This is a genomic window from Sphingobacterium sp. UBA6320 (assembly GCF_002440335.1).
GTDB lineage: Bacteria > Bacteroidota > Bacteroidia > Sphingobacteriales > Sphingobacteriaceae > Sphingobacterium.
Genome location: NZ_DJTA01000002.1, coordinates 113889 through 132105 on the forward strand (window position 1 = coordinate 113889; position 18217 = coordinate 132105).

Here is an 18217-nt window from a genome sequence, read left to right on the forward strand (position 1 = left end):
TTTGCTAGTCACGATCTCGAGAGAGCTTGCGAAAAGCTAATGGGTTTTGGGTAAGCTCAGCTTGCTCACGACGACGGCCAACAATATGGACGGCCTGAAATATCGCTTCCATAAATGATTCATGTGCAGCAATATTTTTTCCTGCAATATCATAACCTGTTCCATGATCGGGAGAAGTCCGCACAATGGGCAAACCAGCAGTGAAATTAACGCCATTACGTTTTGCTATATGCTTAAAGGGAATCAATCCCTGATCATGATACATCGCTAATACAGCATCAAATTTTTCATATGCATGATTAGCAAAAAAACCATCTGCAGGATAAGGTCCAAAACAAAGCATTCCTTTCTCTCGCGCCTTTTCCAAAGTTGGTCTAATGATCGTATCATCTTCCGTACCGATCACACCATTATCTCCTGCATGAGGATTGAGCCCCAATACAGCAATTTTTGGTTTTTGAATCCAAAAGTCCTTTTTTAGACTATCATTCATTAACACCAATTTATTCATGATTGCTTCCTCTGTAATATGCTCGGCAACATCTTTCATCGGAATATGACCTGTCACAACACCAACGCGAAGCTCATCGCAAATCATAAACATCAACACATCATTAGCATTTGTCTTCTCTTGCAAATATTCTGTATGTCCAGGAAAATGAAAGCCTTCCTGTTGAATATTGTGTTTGTTTATAGGAGCTGTCACAACCGCATCTATCTTTCCAGCATTCAGGTCTTCAATAGCTTTTTCTAACGAAATAAAGGCATATTTGCCCCCAATTTCATTTTCTTCCCCTAAGGTAATCTTAACATCCTCTTGCCAGCAGTTAATCATGTTAGCACGTTTAGGATTTGCCTGTTCAGGATCATTGATGACATTAAAACTAAAATCATTGACGCCTAATGCCTTTCTATGAAAAGACGCAACTTTTGTATTACCATAAACAATTGGAGTGAAAAATTCTAATACACGATTGTCCAACAATGATTTAATAATCACTTCCAATCCGATACCATTAATATCGCCTACTGTAATACCTATTTTTAATTTGTCAGCCATAGTAAAAAATGAAATTATTGACTCAAAAGTAATTAAAATTATACGAAATAGTCAAGGTTTGATCGAAATATCAAATTCGTTTAAAAAGCATATGCTGTAAACCATAACGACCATTTTTAAATCGACCACTGTCCTGATAATCTATTTGGCGATATAATTGATACGCATGATGATTTTCAATATTCACAGTCAGCACAATCTCATCAATATCCTCAATTAGACTCTTAACAAAGGAATCTAATAATAACAATGCTTGTCTTGCGATTCCTTTCCCTTGAAAACTAGGATTTAAAGATAATCCTCTCAATAATATTGAATTTGGATTACCCGTAAAGAGCAGGTGATCCACAGTACGATCTAATAAGAAAAAACCAACAGGATTTTCTTGATATAATATGGTAATGGGATATTTATTCTTGATTTTTTGAACTTCGTCAATTACAATATATTGATATACAGTTTTTGTGAAGTGACGTTGCTGTTCATCTAACGCATAGGACAATTGTTCATAATGCGCGTCTTCATAGTTAACTAAAGAAACGGATAATAAATTTTCTATCATTGGGTTTATCATATTACATTCCTACTAGACAAGTTACTGCTTTTTCCTTAATAAAATAATGATTGTTGTAAGAGCAGAACGAACTTTCGAGCTCAAAGCAATTAAATCGTTAACTTTATTTTTTATTATATGACTTAATTAAAATTGTGAATAAAACAAATTTATCTAAGTTTGTAGCAAATACGAGCATAATATGAGTACAGTAAGAGCCAAGAAACATTTAGGGCAACACTTTTTGAATGATAAAAATGCAGCACAAAAAATAGTTGATGCTTTAAATCCTACGTTAGGATTTACACAAGTACTAGAGGTTGGTCCTGGAATGGGTGTTCTTTCCGATTTCCTACTGCAAAATACGGCATATGAAACATGGATGATTGATGTGGATGATGAGTCTATCGAATTTTTAGCAGACAAATATCCTCAGTTAGAACACCGATTGATTCATGGTGATTTTCTGACGCTGGATTTTGCAAAGCATTTTGATGAAAAAATAGCTATTATCGGTAATTTCCCCTATAATATATCATCTCAGATCTTATTTAAAATATTGGACGAACGCAATCGTGTGGTTCAGATGACGGGTATGTTTCAAAAAGAGGTTGCTGAAAGGTGTACGGCAAAAGCTGGTAGCAAGGAATATGGAATTTTGAGTGTTTTCTTACAAGCATACTATCATGTTGAATATCTTTTTACAGTTAAAGCAGGTGCATTTAATCCCCCACCAAAAGTGCTTTCTGGGGTGATTAGAATGACTAGAAATGAGCGTCAGGAATTAGATTGTGATGAAAAGTTATTCTGGAGAGTGGTAAAATCAGCTTTTAATCAAAGAAGAAAAACATTACGAAATTCATTGTCGGCGGTAGTTACAAAAGATAAAATGTCTGACAATCCATTGTACGAGCTACGTGCAGAAAGACTGACTGTCAATGACTTTATAGTCCTGACTAATGAAATTGCCAGCGAACTGTAAGTTAATATCTTGTTTTTTAACCTGATTTGATTTTAATGAATCTGAAGACCACTTTTATATATATCGCTTTAGGTGAAAAATTTGCTTATCACCTTCAGACCATATTCAGTTTGCTCAGTCTTGTGAAATTTAGAAGCGAAGCAATTAAATATGTCATTTACACAGACCATCCTGAATATTATAAGTGGTTATCAGCGTTAATTGAGATTCGCCATATAGATCTTCAGACATTTGAGAATTGGATAGGCCCTACTCAATATTTCTATAGGACTAAAATTAAAGCCATGCAAGATGCTGCTTTAAAAGATGATGGTCACCTCATCTTTTTAGATTCAGATACGATGGCAATTGCACCTTTAGATCAACTGATCGGTCAGCTTTCTTCCGGACATAATTTTCTTCATTTAAAAGAGCGGTTCCTGTCGGATAAGCAGATTACCAACGACCATAAGAGGATGTGGAAAATCATTGGAGGTACAAAAATTAATAATATCGTGATGGATGATACGATTCGTATGTGGAATTCTGGCATCATCGCACTAAATCAGCAGGACAAAATCAAATTATTAGATGATGTACTTTTATTCAATGACACATTGTGTGATCAAAATATTGTTTGTCGTGTAAAAGAACAATTCGCATTCTCCGTAGTACTAGAAAAATACGGAAATTTAAACGTGGCTGATTCCTGGATACTCCACTATTGGGGAAATAAAGAAGAGTGGCATCAAAAAATTTTAGATTTTTTAATGCCTCAGCTGCTTGCCGCTCATAAGCCCGAAGATGTTGCTGATCTGATCGATACAGAAGAATGGATAAAAACACCCTATCATCGGCATATTTCGTCCTTTAAAAAACGTCTGTTGAAATTTTGCATTAATAAAAAAGATCGTACCTTGACTATTGAATAATTAAATTCGCTGTATGTGAAAAGATTTACGATAATTGGTGGTGGAGTTGCGGGATTAACCGCAGCAATTGGTTTAAATAAGATTGGGCTACAGGCATCAATCTTTGAAAGTGCAAAAATATTAGCAGGTATTGGTGCTGGCTTTGGATTAGCAGCCAATGCCATACAGGCACTTGACTATTTAGATCTTAAAGCTGGGGTGATCCCTCTTGGTCATTATTTAGAAAATTATAATATCCTAGATGAACAAGGGAAAATTCTAGCATCTCCCGAGACCAAGAAGATCAGCACGCAATATGAACAGGATAATTTTGCCATCCACCGTGCCGATTTACATCAATTTCTACTCCAGCAAATAAATATCACGGACTTACATTTAGGAAAAAGAGCATTCAAAGTTGAAGAGGATACAGCTGGTATTGCTGTTTTCTTTGACGATGGCACTGTACATACAACTGATTATTTGATTGTTGCCGACGGTGTAAAATCTCGACTAAGACAGCAATTAATTCCTGACTCAGCTCCTCGATATGCAGGTTATACCTGTTGGCGTGCCACCATTGACAATGCCCATATAAACCTCAAGACCGGTTTCGAGACCTGGGGTAGTAAAGGACGTTTTGGAATGACTCCACTTGTTGGAAACAAGATCTATTGGTATGCTTGCATCAATGCGGAGCCAAATAGTGCTCAGTATAGTAATTATACCATCGAGGATCTCAGGCTGAATTTTGCTCATTACCATGATCCTATACCAAAGGTGTTAGCAGAAACAAAAGACGAACAACTCATCTGGAATGATATTATTGATATTAAACCTCTAAAACATCTTGCATTAGGCAATATCTTATTTATTGGAGATGCTGGACATGCAACTACTCCAAATATGGGACAAGGTGCTTGCCAAGCGATAGAAGACGTAGCCGTATTAGTGGACGAATTGAAGAAGACAAAGGATGTCACGCTAGCTTTTAAACATTTCGAACAAAGGAGATTAAAAAGAACGCGGTATATCACCGAAACTTCTTGGACTATAGGAAAGATCGCACAATGGCAAAACCCGATCAGTATCATGGCTCGAAATACGCTGATGACCATACTTCCCGAGAAAATCAAACAACATCAATTGAAAACACTTTTAAGTGTTGATTTTATGAAATAAAAAATCAAATGAAAACAAAAGTATTAATCGTAGATGATGCGCATACCGTACTTCTTCAAAAATTAGAACAAGCTGGTATTGCATATGACTACAATCCAGACTTCACTAGAGTAGATGCTGAAAATGCAATTGTAGCTTATACTGGATTAATCATCAGATCGAAATTTCAAGTTGACCAACAGTTTATAGATTTAGCAAGTAATCTGCAATTTATCGCACGCTGTGGAGCGGGTATGGATAACATCGATGAAACTTATGCTGTATCGAAAGGAATTAAACTCATCAGTGCAAATGAAGGAAATCGAGACGCTGTTGGAGAACATATGATCGGCATGTTACTTTCTTTAATGAATCATCTCAACAACGGAAATCAAGAAATTAAAAATGGTGTATGGCGTCGAGAACCCAATCGAGGCTATGAATTAAAAGGAAGAACTGTAGCACTCATTGGCTATGGTCACAATGGACAAGCAATGGCAAAAAAGCTTTCAGGATTTGATGTCAATGTGATTGCGTATGATAAATATAAGACAGGATTTACAGATCAATTTGCCAAAGAAGTTTCTATGGAAGAAGTGGTCAAACAGGCAGATGTACTTAGTTTTCATATACCGCTAACTAAAGAAACTAAAGGGTTGATTAATCAAGAATATCTGCATCATTTTCGGAAACCCTTATTTTTCTTGTTAGGTGCTCGTGGAGGAATTGTTGAAGTTGCAGCTGTTTTAAAAGCGATGGATGAAGGAAAAATCATCGGAGCAGCTTTCGATGTGCTACCTGTTGAAAAATTTCCTACTCTTGCAGAACAATCCTGGTTTTCTGATTTAGCCAGTAGAAACAATGTTCTATTAAGTCCACATGTAGCCGGTTGGACATTTGAAAGTTACTATAAACTATCGGATGTTGTGGCAGAAAAGATTATTTCACTTTTGAAAAAATAAGCGTTTACATTTAAGTCAGGCAAAATATTGGACAAAGACAACCACTACAAATTGAAGAACCAAACTTACGTCTAATAAATAAGCATAATGGTAATGGTCATTTCTCTTGAAAACAATCAATTTCAACAAAAGGCAAATCATTGCGTTGGTGAGCAAAAGACCCATTTTGAGCACTAGATCATAAGGAGCACCTAAAATCAAGAGACTATGTAAGCTTAGCAATAAATAGCATAGACTCTTTGCTCTACTTTCTCCGAGCATATTAGGCAATGTTCGAAGATGATAGTACGAATCTTGTTTAATATCCCGAATATCGAAAGGCAATGTACAGATAATCAAGAACAGGAACTTCAATCCAGCGAGATAATATAACAAATTAAGATTTACCAAAATATTATTGCTGTACAACTCGACATAAGGTAAAAATATACTACTCAACACCCAGACAAAAGCAATATGGAAAATTTTCATTGCTGGAATCTGTCTTAATCCCCCCCATCGTCCTCTTAAAGGAATGATAGGAAGACTATACAATACACTCACAAGCCCGATGATACCTAAGAAAAAGATCGCATAAAGATGGATATGAAAAAGACACCATATACATATACATGCTGCTAAACAGGTATTGATCAATAAAAATCGTTCGTATTTAAAAACCCATCTTGTTCGGGCATATATGGATCTTTCGGGATGTTGAGGTTTGGATAAGATTAAACTAAAATTATAAAGAGCAAGTGTCGCCGCCCCTTCAATTAGTGCGATATAAACATTGATCTCCTGATCCAAGATCACATATGTCAATACGCATTGTGAAGCCGCTGCAAGAGCAATTAGTATATTGCTAAAAATCAAAAAATAATATACTTTTTTTAGTACATCCATACAGATCAATCTATTATATCATGAGCAATATAACAATAGTGTTATAAAAAAGTTAAATTTCAAATTATAAATTTTATAAATTGCCTTTTGTCGCAAAAAAAACTAAATTAGCTGATTCCTAATGAACTTGTTTAATCAACCAAATTGCGTTTTTAGGGATTGAAATTAATAAAACCAAAATATGAGTCTACAAATCAAATCATTTGAAGAATATCAAGAAGTTTATAAAAAAAGTGTAGAAGACCCGGAAGCTTTCTGGGGAGAGATAGCGGAAAACTTTTTTTGGAAAAGAAAATGGACAAATGTTCTGAATTGGAATTTCACGGAACCTAATGTAAAATGGTTCGAAGGTGGAAAATTAAATATTACAGAAAATTGTCTAGACCGTCACATTTATAATTTAGGAGATAAACCAGCTATTATTTGGGAACCCAATGATCCAAATGAAGCGCATCGTATTTTATCTTACAAACAACTTTTACAGAAGGTTGAGCAGTTTGCCAATGTTCTAAAAAATAACAATATCCGCAAAGGAGACCGTGTGTGTATTTATTTACCGATGGTACCTGAATTGGTCATTGCAACTCTGGCATGTGCACGTATCGGAGCTATCCATAATGTCGTATTCGGAGGTTTTTCAGCACAATCTATTGCTGACCGTATCAATGATGCAGCATGTAAAGTAGTGGTTACGTCCGATGGTAGCTATCGCGGTCCAAAAGTATTGGAATTAAAGAGCATTGTAGACGATGCGCTGATGCAATGCGACACGGTTGAAAAAGTAATTGTATTGACAAGAACGCGTACACCTGTATCCATGATCAAAGGTCGTGATGTCTGGTGGGAAGACGAGATCAAGAAGGTAGAAACACAAGGAAACCCAGCTTGTCCTGCTGAAGAGATGGATTCGGAAGATACGTTATTTATCCTTTACACCTCCGGATCTACAGGAAAACCAAAAGGAGTCGTGCATACCACAGGTGGTTATATGGTCTACACGGGTTATACTTTCTCAAATGTATTTCAATATCAGCAAGGAGAAGTATATTTCTGTACTGCAGATATTGGTTGGATTACAGGTCACTCTTATATTGTCTATGGTCCACTCTCGCAGGGAGCTACTTCATTGATGTTTGAGGGAACACCAACGTTTCCTGACGCTGGTCGTCTATGGGATATCGTTGAAAAGTATAAAGTCAATATTTTATATACAGCACCAACAGCTATCCGTTCGTTAATGGCCTTTGGCGATTCGTTTATTGACGGTAAAGATCTGAGCAGCATCCGCAAACTGGGATCTGTTGGAGAGCCTATCAATGAAGAAGCATGGCACTGGTACAATAGCAAAGTGGGTAAAGAAAAAGCACCAATTGTTGATACCTGGTGGCAGACTGAAAATGGCGGTATCTTAATCGCTCCTATGGCTGGGATTTCACCTACTATACCGGGATATGCGATGTTGCCATTACCAGGGGTGCAACCAGCCCTTATGGACGAAAATGGAAAAGAGATTGAAGGAAATGATGTCTCTGGCAATCTATGTATCAAGTTCCCATGGCCAGGTATGTTACGTACCACTTGGGGGGATCATGAGCGTTGTCGTCAAACCTATTTTGCAACCTATGAAAACATGTACTTCACCGGTGATGGTTGCTATAGAAACCCTGAAGGATACTACAAAATCACTGGCCGTGTAGATGATGTGTTAAATGTTTCAGGGCACCGTATTGGTACTGCCGAAGTAGAGAATGCGATCAATATGCACTCTGATGTTGTCGAATCGGCAATAGTAGGTTATCCACACCCTGTAAAAGGACAAGGTATTTATGCCTACGTAATCGCACACCATCATATCGATGATGAAAGTACGCGTAAAGATATTATGCAGACGATTACGAGATTGATTGGTGCTATCGCCAAACCAGATATTATCCAATTTGTATCTGATCTTCCAAAAACTCGCTCTGGAAAAATCATGCGTCGCATCCTTAGAAAAATTGCAGAAGGGGAAAGATCAAATTTAGGAGATACTTCTACCTTACAAGATCCAGCTGTTGTTGATGCCATCATCGAAGGAGCTGATAACTTGAAGAAATAAAAAAAACTTAATATTTTTATAAAAACAGAAGCCACCTCATCAGGTGGCTTCTGTTTTTATAGACAATACATCATATTTATTGAAAAATATTCTATTTAAATAGAATAAACAAAAAAAAACTTATATTAACATTAAAAATTAAACAAAATTCTTTAAAAAAAGTAATTTTAAAACATTTCACAATATAAAATAATCGAAAAACTCATCAAAAAAAGTAAAAACATCATAATTTTATGGGTAAATAAAAAAAATAACCATAATTTTCATTAAAATGAGGAAAAAATAATAAAAAAAAACAAAAATAACATTGGTAATCATAAAAAAAACTATATATTTACAACACCTTAATAGGTTTATAATTGGTTATAAAAGGTTTTCATTCTCCCCGTCTGAAAACCTTTTTTTATTTTCAATAGTTTAATCAAATTTTGTATTAACAATGAGAAATTTATCGATGCAACAATAGATTGTAACCCTATATTTTATTAAACTTGCAACTGTCGGATTTTTTTTAATCACACTTTCTCTCCAATAGATCAAAAAATGAATTTGTCAAAATACCATCAGGGCCAAAAATTAACTTACATCGGCAAACATATAATAATACACCTATGATTATTATGACAATGTACAATCATACTACTGAATCTGATATCGTGATGCTATTGATTACTTATGAACACTTTATCGCAAATCGAAGCTTATAAATAGACTTAAAAGTATGCGATTTTCATTTTTGACTCGGACTCGCTGATGCATCGTTATCCGATCACACGTAAATCAAGCTTATACCAATCCATCCCTTGAGGATGCTGATAACCCTTTACTAAATATCTAAAAAAAACATTGTTTAAAGTGTCATAAACCTAATTTTCATTGTTGTAAGCTGATCAATAAGTATAGCGAATGTAAGCCGGATATTCGAGTTTTCTTCACCCATTGTACATATTATATTCTTACACTATACAGCATAAATCCAATAAGAATCCGTGTTAAGTGCGTGGTGAGTCCGTGTTAAGTCCGTGTTTATAGTATTTTCACCATGATATCACTATTTTCAGACCATGGTTACAGGTTTAAGATATATTGCACTCCTTTCCTATTTGTATTGCAGCGTAGTGCAATACATTACGCACAAAAGAACCCATATCTTTATAGTTGTGTATACTAGATCTAAAGAAATCCTTTCACTATATACTGAATGATAATGAAAGTGACTTTGTTCGAATACAAGATTAATTCTCACGGAGTCTTTTTCAAAATTAAAACAAATTTACCTTCATTCTGTTGAGAAAAATGTTTGTGAAATGGTCTGTGAATTTTGGTGGATGGTATGTTTTTAAATATAGTTACAATAGGTATTACTGCTCAACGTCGCAAAATAAATTTGCATGAGAGACAAAAAAGTTGAAGCGTCAGAAATATGCTAAGTAGCAGGGGAAATACAAGACATGGGCAAAATTACTTAAGTAGAATCACAACTATCAATAACTTGAATGGATTCATAGATTATTATAAGACACTTTGTAACTATAAAAACTTTTTACTTCAAGGTAAAAAGGGTAATTTTAACATATTGGGAATCAATCATGTTAAAAAACAATATGTGCCTAAAGCACATATTGTTTTGACCAAATATTAAAAATCGACATTTTAAGGAGATAAGATATAATTACACGTATATTTTATCTTCCTATACCCCAAGCTAATTGCAGGTAAAAACTGCCTAATCTATCCTTCGGCGCATTGGTAACTGTGGCATTCGTTACTTTCCACTCATTAGCAGAAATAGAAGATTTATAACCGACTCTACACTCTGGAGAGAACAGGGTACGATCTTTATTAGTCGTCTTCAATGCAACGCTAATATCAACTATAGCTGCTGTATGCTCCAACTTAGTCTCATTTGATTGATTCGTTAAAAAATCTTGAAAGGTTCCATTCATATTTTGCTTTTCAATAATAAAAGTAGATGATTGAGCGCCTAAGCCAAGTTGAGGACTAAAGACTAAATTACCAGTTCGTATAGCATTACTCGCTACATATATGGTAAAATCTCCAGTATTCAAGGTGTTATTTTTTTTACCATTTGTTGATAAACTAAAATTCACTCCGATTAACGTTTTATTAATACGATAAGCTGTACCTAGTCCAGCATTCCATCCAAATAAAGGAATTTGCCCTGCATCCGAATCTTTCAATACCGAATTTAAATTACCAGCGTGATTAAATTGAACACCGCCAAAATACATAATCTCAATCGGTAGGTACTTTCTTTTTGAGCTTTGCTCCTGCGCTAGGAGATTCATTGTTAATAGAGCCAACAGCCCTGTAGATAAATATTTCATAATCAATTTTAATTGTATATTATAAAGCAAGACAATAAAGGGTAAGATATTATTACATTTAAAATTTAAAAAAACAAATCACCTTCATACTATGAAAAAGCCTTTCCAGATAAACTGAAAAGGCCTTTAAATAAACATATGAAACATTATTGTTGCTTACTCATCACAACAACAATAATGTTGCAGTAATTAACTTTGTGGTACTAACTTAATGGTACCAGCGTCATTAGTAAAGTATCCTTTTATATATGTCCCTGTTGGTTCAACATATTTCAATTCTCTAAACTTAACTCCGTTAACATCGTACTCGGTATAAAAATCGAGACCAGTCGGTGTATAGCGATATGAATAAGGCTTAGTATTGCCTGCAATCAATAAAGCACGTTTCGTAAGTGCTGTGGCAAATGTTGCAGGAATTGATTCTGTACCAACTTCAAATTTATAATTTGAAAATGCATGAAATTTTATTATTGCCGAACGATAGGTTGTAACAATTGAAGAAGCCTCACTCGATTTAATTGGTAAGAGAACAATCTTATTATAAGACTTTCGCCCTTCCATAACAACTGAATCTGCGGAAACTTTTGTTACCAAGAAATCATTTTCGCCCTTCATTCCTTCATTAATCGCTCCAAGTTGAGCCGTTACAAAACCAGGTAAAAAATAACTACTACTCCTATTAAAATATCCAGGTAATGCAAAATAATGAAAGATTCTATTGTATGTATCTAAAGTTAAAATAGGTCCTGCTCCAGGTACAACGGTATAGGTACTATTTTGTGCCGCCAGAGTCGTAAAATCTCCCTCAATAGTAACATCTACAGCATTATTGAATTTTGCAAATAAAGTATATCCACCAAATTCTAATGCACTACTCGGAAAATATTTAATAAGCCATCCATCTTTATTAGACTGCAGTGTAGAGTAAACATTAGAAACACTTGCATTTAAACGATCGGTAGGACTTTCATCAAAAATATAATCCATTTTCTTTTCACAACTTGCGCTCAAAGACAAAATGGTTATTCCTAAAATAAATAGTTTTAATTTCATTTTTCTTAATTTAAAGTTGTTTGGTCAAAGGTGCTAAGTTGAGGATAACGAGCTAGAATATTTGCACGCAAAACATCCATATCTATCTCCCATTCAGATTTCATATAAGATTTAACAATTGCCAATTTTGATAAAATTAGAGCTCTTCCAGCTGCTGTGGATCCTGTGACATTAAGCATAGCATCAAAATCAGCCTGACTACGTGTTACATAATAAGAATACAATTCAGCAAAATCTTCCGTATCAGCTTTTGAAGCATAAGGTGAAATAAAACCAGCTGCAATAGCATTTCCTATTCCTACTGCTGTTGCAGGATATGTTGAGTTCCAATCATCCTCAACATAACTCGTCCCAGTAATTTCCTTAAAATTACTCGGATAAGCCTTGTTTTGATTCAAGATATGTTGAAACTCATGATGGATCGTCTTAAAAAACTGACCTGTTAAAAATGCAACATCTTTACCACTAGTTTCATTCAATCCTAACAAATTATATAGGGATACCTTAGTTCCTGATTCTGCTGTTCCTAAAATAATAACACCATTTGTCTGAACAGGTACTGACCCAGTATAGGTTATAATTTTCGGAAAGTTATTTTTCAAAAATTGTTTACTGCCTGCCACTTCAGTGTACGGTTCCATTATAAGAAAATTCATGAGTTTAGACAGCCGAATGGAGGACTCATAAGGGGCTGGTACTAAACGATAAGTCATATCAGACTCCTTATCAACATACTTATACAATATCTCAACATTGTAAGGTTTAGTATAAGTATTATATAAATAATTATCTAAAGCATTTTTAGGAATTTCTGAATCCACAAAAACACTTTTAGAATCCAATTTATCTTCTTTGCTACATGCGGAAAATAGTAGACCACATGATATTAATATAGGTATTAATTTATAATTCACTTTCATCTTTATCTAGGATTAGAAGTTAAACCAGCATTAATTACATCTTGAGGAAGTTGAATAGCACGACGATTATCTCTGATTTTCAAAATGTTTTCTGTTTCGGTTATTGGAAAGCTTGTAGCATTAAAAACTGCTGGAGCTATTCTTCTTGTTATTTCGATTCCATAACGTTTTACATCAAACCATCTTAAACCTGTATGAAGAAATTGTAAGCGCTTTAAAGATAATACGGCATGAATCATATTCTCTTGTGTACCTGTTTCAATCGCAAAATCAGGATTCAATTTCTTTTTGGGTGTTGGTGCTGATGCTGTAAAATAAGCAAATGAATTTGCCCAAGTATTAATGGACGATTCACTTAAAACTGAAGGATTGTTAATGGTGTTGTTATTAACATGAATTTGCATATCAGCAATAGCAGCGGCATAATTTTTTAAATGAATATTTGCTTCAGCTCTATTTAATAATGCTTCTTCCGAAGTAATCGGTGCAAATACCCCTCTTGAAAATCCGATACCTGCTACTTGATCCGTATACTCAAACATATAAGCGACATGAGGAAAAATTACTTTATTCGCTGTCGTACTTGTATATCCAAATACACGAATTCTATAATCTGTACTTAAAGTAGCTGTACCAAAAACTTGACGAGCGAAAGTTGTTTCAAACTTTGCAATTGTTCCCGCATGACTAATTCTATTGTTTGTAGTGTAGCCGCCAAACGTTGTACCCATAGCAGAATAGGCAGTAGAAATTAGAAAGTTTGCTTTTCTAGCACTAGCATTATATTCTCTGGTAATATTACCATATGCCGCAGCAAAAGAAGCAATAGTAGCATAATCTCTTAATGTCGTAGCTGGATTGCTACCTAATGCTTCGCTAGAGTATTCTACTACTTTAGCCCAATCTTCCATAAATAATGCCAAACGAGAAGCGAAGGTATATGCAGCCGCACGATTAAAGTGATATTTTGCTACACTTGAATTAGCATAAGAAGCATCATTGATTAGAGGTAAGCCTTCTTCAACATCTTTTTTAATAAAATTATAAACTTCTTCAACTGTATTTCTTTCGTATTTTGGATCTAAAGTTGTTTCCCCCTTTGTCATATAAGTAATCCCCAAATCAGTAGATGAATACTTTTTCGAATAATTATGTGCAAACATGTTTACCAAAATCCAGTGGTTATAAGCACGCGCTAACAGTGCTTCACCTTTTTGAGCATTTAAACTAGCAGGATTGCCTTCCTCTTCTATAGCTTGTAATGCCGCATTAGCACTTCCAATTGCACTATAACAAGCACTCCAAATATTGTCAATACCATCATTATTACTTTCAGTAATATCTTGCCACTTATAAATTTCTTCTAAAAAACGTGAGTAATTTAAGTAAACAGGTCCTACATCATCGACGTTATCGGACGATAATTCAGCAACCATTACATAAGCATTTTCAGGATAAGCACCGACTAACATCTTACCTATTTTGTCCGTAGTATTTAACTCAGCTCTATTATCGGGTAATACATCAAGGTACTTCTTACAAGAAGAAAGTCCTGTTGCTAGTATTCCAGCTGAAATTAATATATATGATAATCTTTTTTTCATATTCTTAGAATCCCATTTTTAAGGTTAAAGTATATTGTTTTGCAATTGGTAACGCTACCCCTCCTGAGTTTACAAACTCTGGATCTTGTCCATTAAGACGTTTATCCGCATAGATTAACCATGGATTAATGACATTGAATCGAAGACCAATATTTGACATATGGATAGATTGCACAAAATGCTTTGGCAACTCATATGCTAATGAAATATCTTTTAGTCGAATAAAGTCACCTTTTGCCACTGTCTCGGTAGAATAGTTATACGCATTATAAGCATAGCTGTATTGGCTATTATTACGAATAAAACGAGAGTCTAAGATAACGGGAACATTAGTAAATGCTTCTTCACCAGGAACAGTCCAAGCATCTCTAAATTCTCTTGGTGTAGCATCAAGGTCGCTGTAACCTGTTTTATAGGCAGGGTCCAATCGAATCACATTTCCAAAAGAATAGGTTAGGAAGACATTTAGTTTAAAATTTTTATATGAAAATACGTTACCAAAACTACCCATATCTGTAGGATCTGTAGGCCCTTCATATTTTAAGAAATCTATATTGTCACGATTCTGGAAATAAACACCTGTCGTTGTTTCTTGCCCATCAATGTAATTATACACAGGCAAACCATTTTGTATAATTCTATTAAATGGAATAGAAAACAATGGTCTTACGGGATAACCCTCTACTCCATAACCACCAGCGGCTACTAGATCTGAAACTCTACTGTTGTTCTCTAAAGATGTTATTTTGTTCTTCGCTTTTGCATAAATGAAACTAGAGGTCCATGAGAAGCTTTCGTTCCTTATGATTGTACCGGAAAGGCTCAATTCTAAACCACTGGACTTCATATCCGCAACATTACCATACTTAGTTATTTCTCCACCAAGTCCTTGTGTATTTACGATGCCGATTAAATCAAAGTTTTTACGTTGGTAATAATCAACATCGAAAGCAATCCGATTTTTAAATAACCCGATTGAAGTACCAATATTTAACTCATGCTTTTTCTCATACGTTAACTCAGAATTTTCCAAACTATTAATATTCAAACCCGTCTCCTTATCTGAAGTACTTGGACGCCAAGGGTTATAACTTTGAATAATAATTTTTGAATTTGTGACAAAATCTGGCCCTCTATCCGCTGTTAAACTATAAGAACCTTTGAAACTTAAATTTGAAAACGGTGTCTCAAGATCTTTAAAAAAGCTTTCTTCCATAACATTCCACATTCCGGAAACATTATAGGTTGGCATCCACCGTGAAGATGTAGTACGCCCTAAACGGTTTGTTCCTTCGTAACGTAAGGTACCATTAATGGTGTAACGGTTATCATAGGTATAATTAGCGGTACCGTAAAATGCTACTTGTCGATTTCGTGCTGGAGATATATCGCCATTTTTCTTTCTATCAATGGAATAATAATCTGCATTTTCCTCTTGACTTTTCTTGAATAACTTATAATCGATAAATGGAATCTCACCTAATTCATATTGTAAGCCCCACCCTCTGAACCAATTGTTATTACGATCTACAGAATTTGACTCTGCTCCAGTAAACACATACAATTTATGAATATCATTAAACGTCTTGTCAAATGCGGCAGTAAAACGAAAATCCTGTGCTAGCATCTTATTATCTGTACGATTATAGATACCCCCATATGGCAATACAGAAACTGGTACTGCGTATGGATCATCAGGATCTGTATATAAAAAAGGGTTTGCATCACGGATAAACGTCGTAGGCATCCAACGGTACGCTAAAGCCTGATTGGACTCGTCTTTAATGTAATGCTGTTGTGACGTTTGTTGATATCTGGTCGCTGCTAATATCCCTAATTCCAAAGCTTTGATCGGTTTCCACTTTAATTCACCTTGAAACTTGATATCGGCAGCATTAATATCCATATAATTGTTATCCAATTCATGCAAAATATTAAAAGGTGCATAGTTACGCGTATAAAACTCATTGGGATCAAGCGTACGCGAAGTATTTAGAGCATAAGAGTATGGATTAATATCGAAATCTCTCTTAATCTGCATAGAAACACGATCAACAGACGAACCTAAAGTACCTGGAGCACTTTGATCTCTATACGATCCATTTGTTCTCAAGTCTAGCTTTAAGTTATCAAATAAGTTATATGATGCATTAAACATTCCAGTGTATCTTTTCACATCGGATTTCTTTGCCCATCCATTATCAAATACACCACTTATAGAAGTATAATACTGCGCTTTTTCAGTACCCGAAGACAGGCTGACTGAATGATTTTGCATAATTGTTTTACTAAACAATTGTTCAAACCAATCTGTGTTACGGTATTCAGCTTCTCTCAAGTATGCATTTCGAGATTCTTGGGTATTTTCTAATTGGCCAGACTTAATCAACTCATACATTTTACCATATACTCCCGATTCTGATCGACTGGCAACATCTGCCATCGTTAACCATCCTCGTTGTTCTAGAGTTTGATTAAATGCCATCTGTTCTTGGGAATTCATAATATTGAAATTATTATAAGAAGGGATAGCTCTTGAAGTGAATTCACCAACATAACTTGCGGAATTCCTTCCTGCAATACCTTTCTTTGTCGTAATTACAATTACTCCACCCATGGCGCGTGCACCATAAATAGAGGTCGCGGATCCATCTTTCAATACTGTAAAAGACTCGATATCATTAGCATTTAATCCAGCAACAGCAGAACTGATCAACGTTAGTGCATCTCCTGAAGATAAATCATCTGATGAAACATTTGATACATCCTCTATAATGATTCCATCAATTACCCAAAGCGGTTTTGAACTACCATAGATAGAAGTAGCGCCACGAACACGGATTTTGGGTGCAGAACCAAAAGTACCTGTGGTATTTTGAACAGATACACCTGCCACACGACCTTCTAGGGCTCTTGAAGGATCAGGCAAACCTCCAAGTTCAATATCTTTCATATTAACCTTAGCTGTTGCTCCTGTAAAAGTTCTTTTATCGATCTTAGCTCCTAAACCCGTGATAACAACTTCCTCTATATTTTCAGCACTGCTTTCGAGTGTAATTGATACACTTGAGCGTCCTCCGAGAGATATTTCTTTACTTGAAAAGCCTACATAACGAACTGTCAATACTGCATTCGCATCGGCATTTATTTTAAAATTACCTCTTTCATCTGTTTGCGTGGATACAGAACCTCCTTTTACAGTTATGCTAGCGCCACTTAAAGGCTTTCCGTCTTTATCTTTTACTGTACCTGTAACAACATTTTGTACTACCTCTTCAGTTGTCTTAGTTGTACTTTTGGGAATATTGTTAACCGTTATCGTATTAGCAATAACCTTATAAGAATAATTATTGTCGTTTAAAACTTGCTCAAGTGCATCTTCAAGACTTGCATTTTTTAAATTTAAACTAATTCGTTTCGCTCCTTTAGTGACATCATCACTGTAAAGGAAACGATGCTTCGTTTGCTTGCCAATAGCTGATAACGCATCTTCAACCTTAACATTTTTGAGATTAAGGTTGACCTTTTGCGCAATACCTTCAGCCTGGACACCAGTGACGAACGCAAACATTAAAAAGGTACTAATTTTCATAATACGTAAAGGTTTGCAAAATAACGAGTCTTGAGAATCCCAAGGTCGCTTTTTGCCAAATGGTAAGTTATTCATACATTTACATTTGGTTAAAGAGTTAATTTTTTCT

Annotated in this window: 13 protein-coding genes; 5 read left to right on the forward strand and 8 right to left on the reverse strand. The window is 35.1% G+C overall.

Going from position 1 to position 18217, the window contains the following annotated elements:
- Window positions 1-4: 4 nt before the first annotated feature.
- On the reverse strand, window positions 5-1060 hold the full coding sequence (gene pdxA / locus B3P23_RS00870) for a 4-hydroxythreonine-4-phosphate dehydrogenase PdxA (protein ID WP_293923690.1): 1056 nt from the start codon (window positions 1058-1060) through the stop codon (window positions 5-7).
- Between the two features lie 70 nt (window positions 1061-1130).
- Window positions 1131-1622: a GNAT family N-acetyltransferase gene (locus B3P23_RS00875; RefSeq protein WP_293923692.1), complete on the reverse strand. Its 492-nt coding sequence runs from the start codon at window positions 1620-1622 to the stop codon at window positions 1131-1133.
- A 193-nt stretch (window positions 1623-1815) separates the two neighbouring features.
- Between B3P23_RS00875 and rsmA the strand changes: the two genes are divergently transcribed.
- Genes rsmA through B3P23_RS00895 form a run of 4 tightly spaced genes read left to right on the forward strand, consistent with a single transcriptional unit; the run spans window position 1816 to window position 5608 of the window.
- On the forward strand, window positions 1816-2595 hold the full coding sequence (rsmA, locus tag B3P23_RS00880; protein WP_248755633.1) for a 16S rRNA (adenine(1518)-N(6)/adenine(1519)-N(6))-dimethyltransferase RsmA: 780 nt from the start codon (window positions 1816-1818) through the stop codon (window positions 2593-2595).
- A 35-nt stretch (window positions 2596-2630) separates the two neighbouring features.
- Window positions 2631-3506, forward strand: a complete 876-nt coding sequence (locus B3P23_RS00885; protein ID WP_293923694.1) for a hypothetical protein — start codon at window positions 2631-2633, stop codon at window positions 3504-3506.
- Window positions 3507-3521: 15 nt separating this feature from the next.
- On the forward strand, window positions 3522-4667 hold the full coding sequence (locus tag B3P23_RS00890; protein WP_293923697.1) for an FAD-dependent monooxygenase: 1146 nt from the start codon (window positions 3522-3524) through the stop codon (window positions 4665-4667).
- A gap of 8 nt (window positions 4668-4675) precedes the next feature.
- Window positions 4676-5608 carry an NAD(P)-dependent oxidoreductase gene (locus B3P23_RS00895; protein WP_293923700.1) on the forward strand — a complete coding sequence of 311 codons (933 nt, stop codon included), beginning with the start codon at window positions 4676-4678 and terminating at the stop codon, window positions 5606-5608.
- A gap of 15 nt (window positions 5609-5623) precedes the next feature.
- Here B3P23_RS00895 and B3P23_RS00900 read toward each other — a convergent pair whose 3' ends face one another.
- Window positions 5624-6493, reverse strand: a complete 870-nt coding sequence (locus B3P23_RS00900) for a hypothetical protein (RefSeq protein WP_293923703.1) — start codon at window positions 6491-6493, stop codon at window positions 5624-5626.
- Between the two features lie 181 nt (window positions 6494-6674).
- On the opposite strand from B3P23_RS00900, the gene acs reads away from it, so the two are divergent.
- Complete coding sequence (gene acs, locus B3P23_RS00905; RefSeq protein WP_248755628.1) at window positions 6675-8591, forward strand: acetate--CoA ligase; 1917 nt, start codon at window positions 6675-6677, stop codon at window positions 8589-8591.
- A 1685-nt stretch (window positions 8592-10276) separates the two neighbouring features.
- Here acs and B3P23_RS00910 read toward each other — a convergent pair.
- From B3P23_RS00910 to B3P23_RS00930, 5 genes are all read right to left on the reverse strand, one after another.
- Entirely contained in the window at window positions 10277-10900 is a 624-nt protein-coding gene (locus B3P23_RS00910; protein WP_293923707.1) for a hypothetical protein, read from the reverse strand.
- 228 nt (window positions 10901-11128) lie between these two features.
- Window positions 11129-11992, reverse strand: a complete 864-nt coding sequence (locus B3P23_RS00915; protein WP_293923710.1) for a DUF4302 domain-containing protein — start codon at window positions 11990-11992, stop codon at window positions 11129-11131.
- 5 nt (window positions 11993-11997) lie between these two features.
- The gene (locus B3P23_RS00920) at window positions 11998-12912 is read right to left on the reverse strand and encodes a zinc-binding metallopeptidase (RefSeq protein ID WP_293923713.1); all 915 of its coding nucleotides are present in this window, start codon (window positions 12910-12912) and stop codon (window positions 11998-12000) included.
- Between the two features lie 2 nt (window positions 12913-12914).
- Window positions 12915-14516, reverse strand: a complete 1602-nt coding sequence (locus tag B3P23_RS00925) for a RagB/SusD family nutrient uptake outer membrane protein (protein WP_293923716.1) — start codon at window positions 14514-14516, stop codon at window positions 12915-12917.
- A gap of 4 nt (window positions 14517-14520) precedes the next feature.
- Complete coding sequence (locus B3P23_RS00930; RefSeq protein ID WP_293923718.1) at window positions 14521-18183, reverse strand: SusC/RagA family TonB-linked outer membrane protein; 3663 nt, start codon at window positions 18181-18183, stop codon at window positions 14521-14523.
- Window positions 18184-18217: the final 34 nt, after the last annotated feature.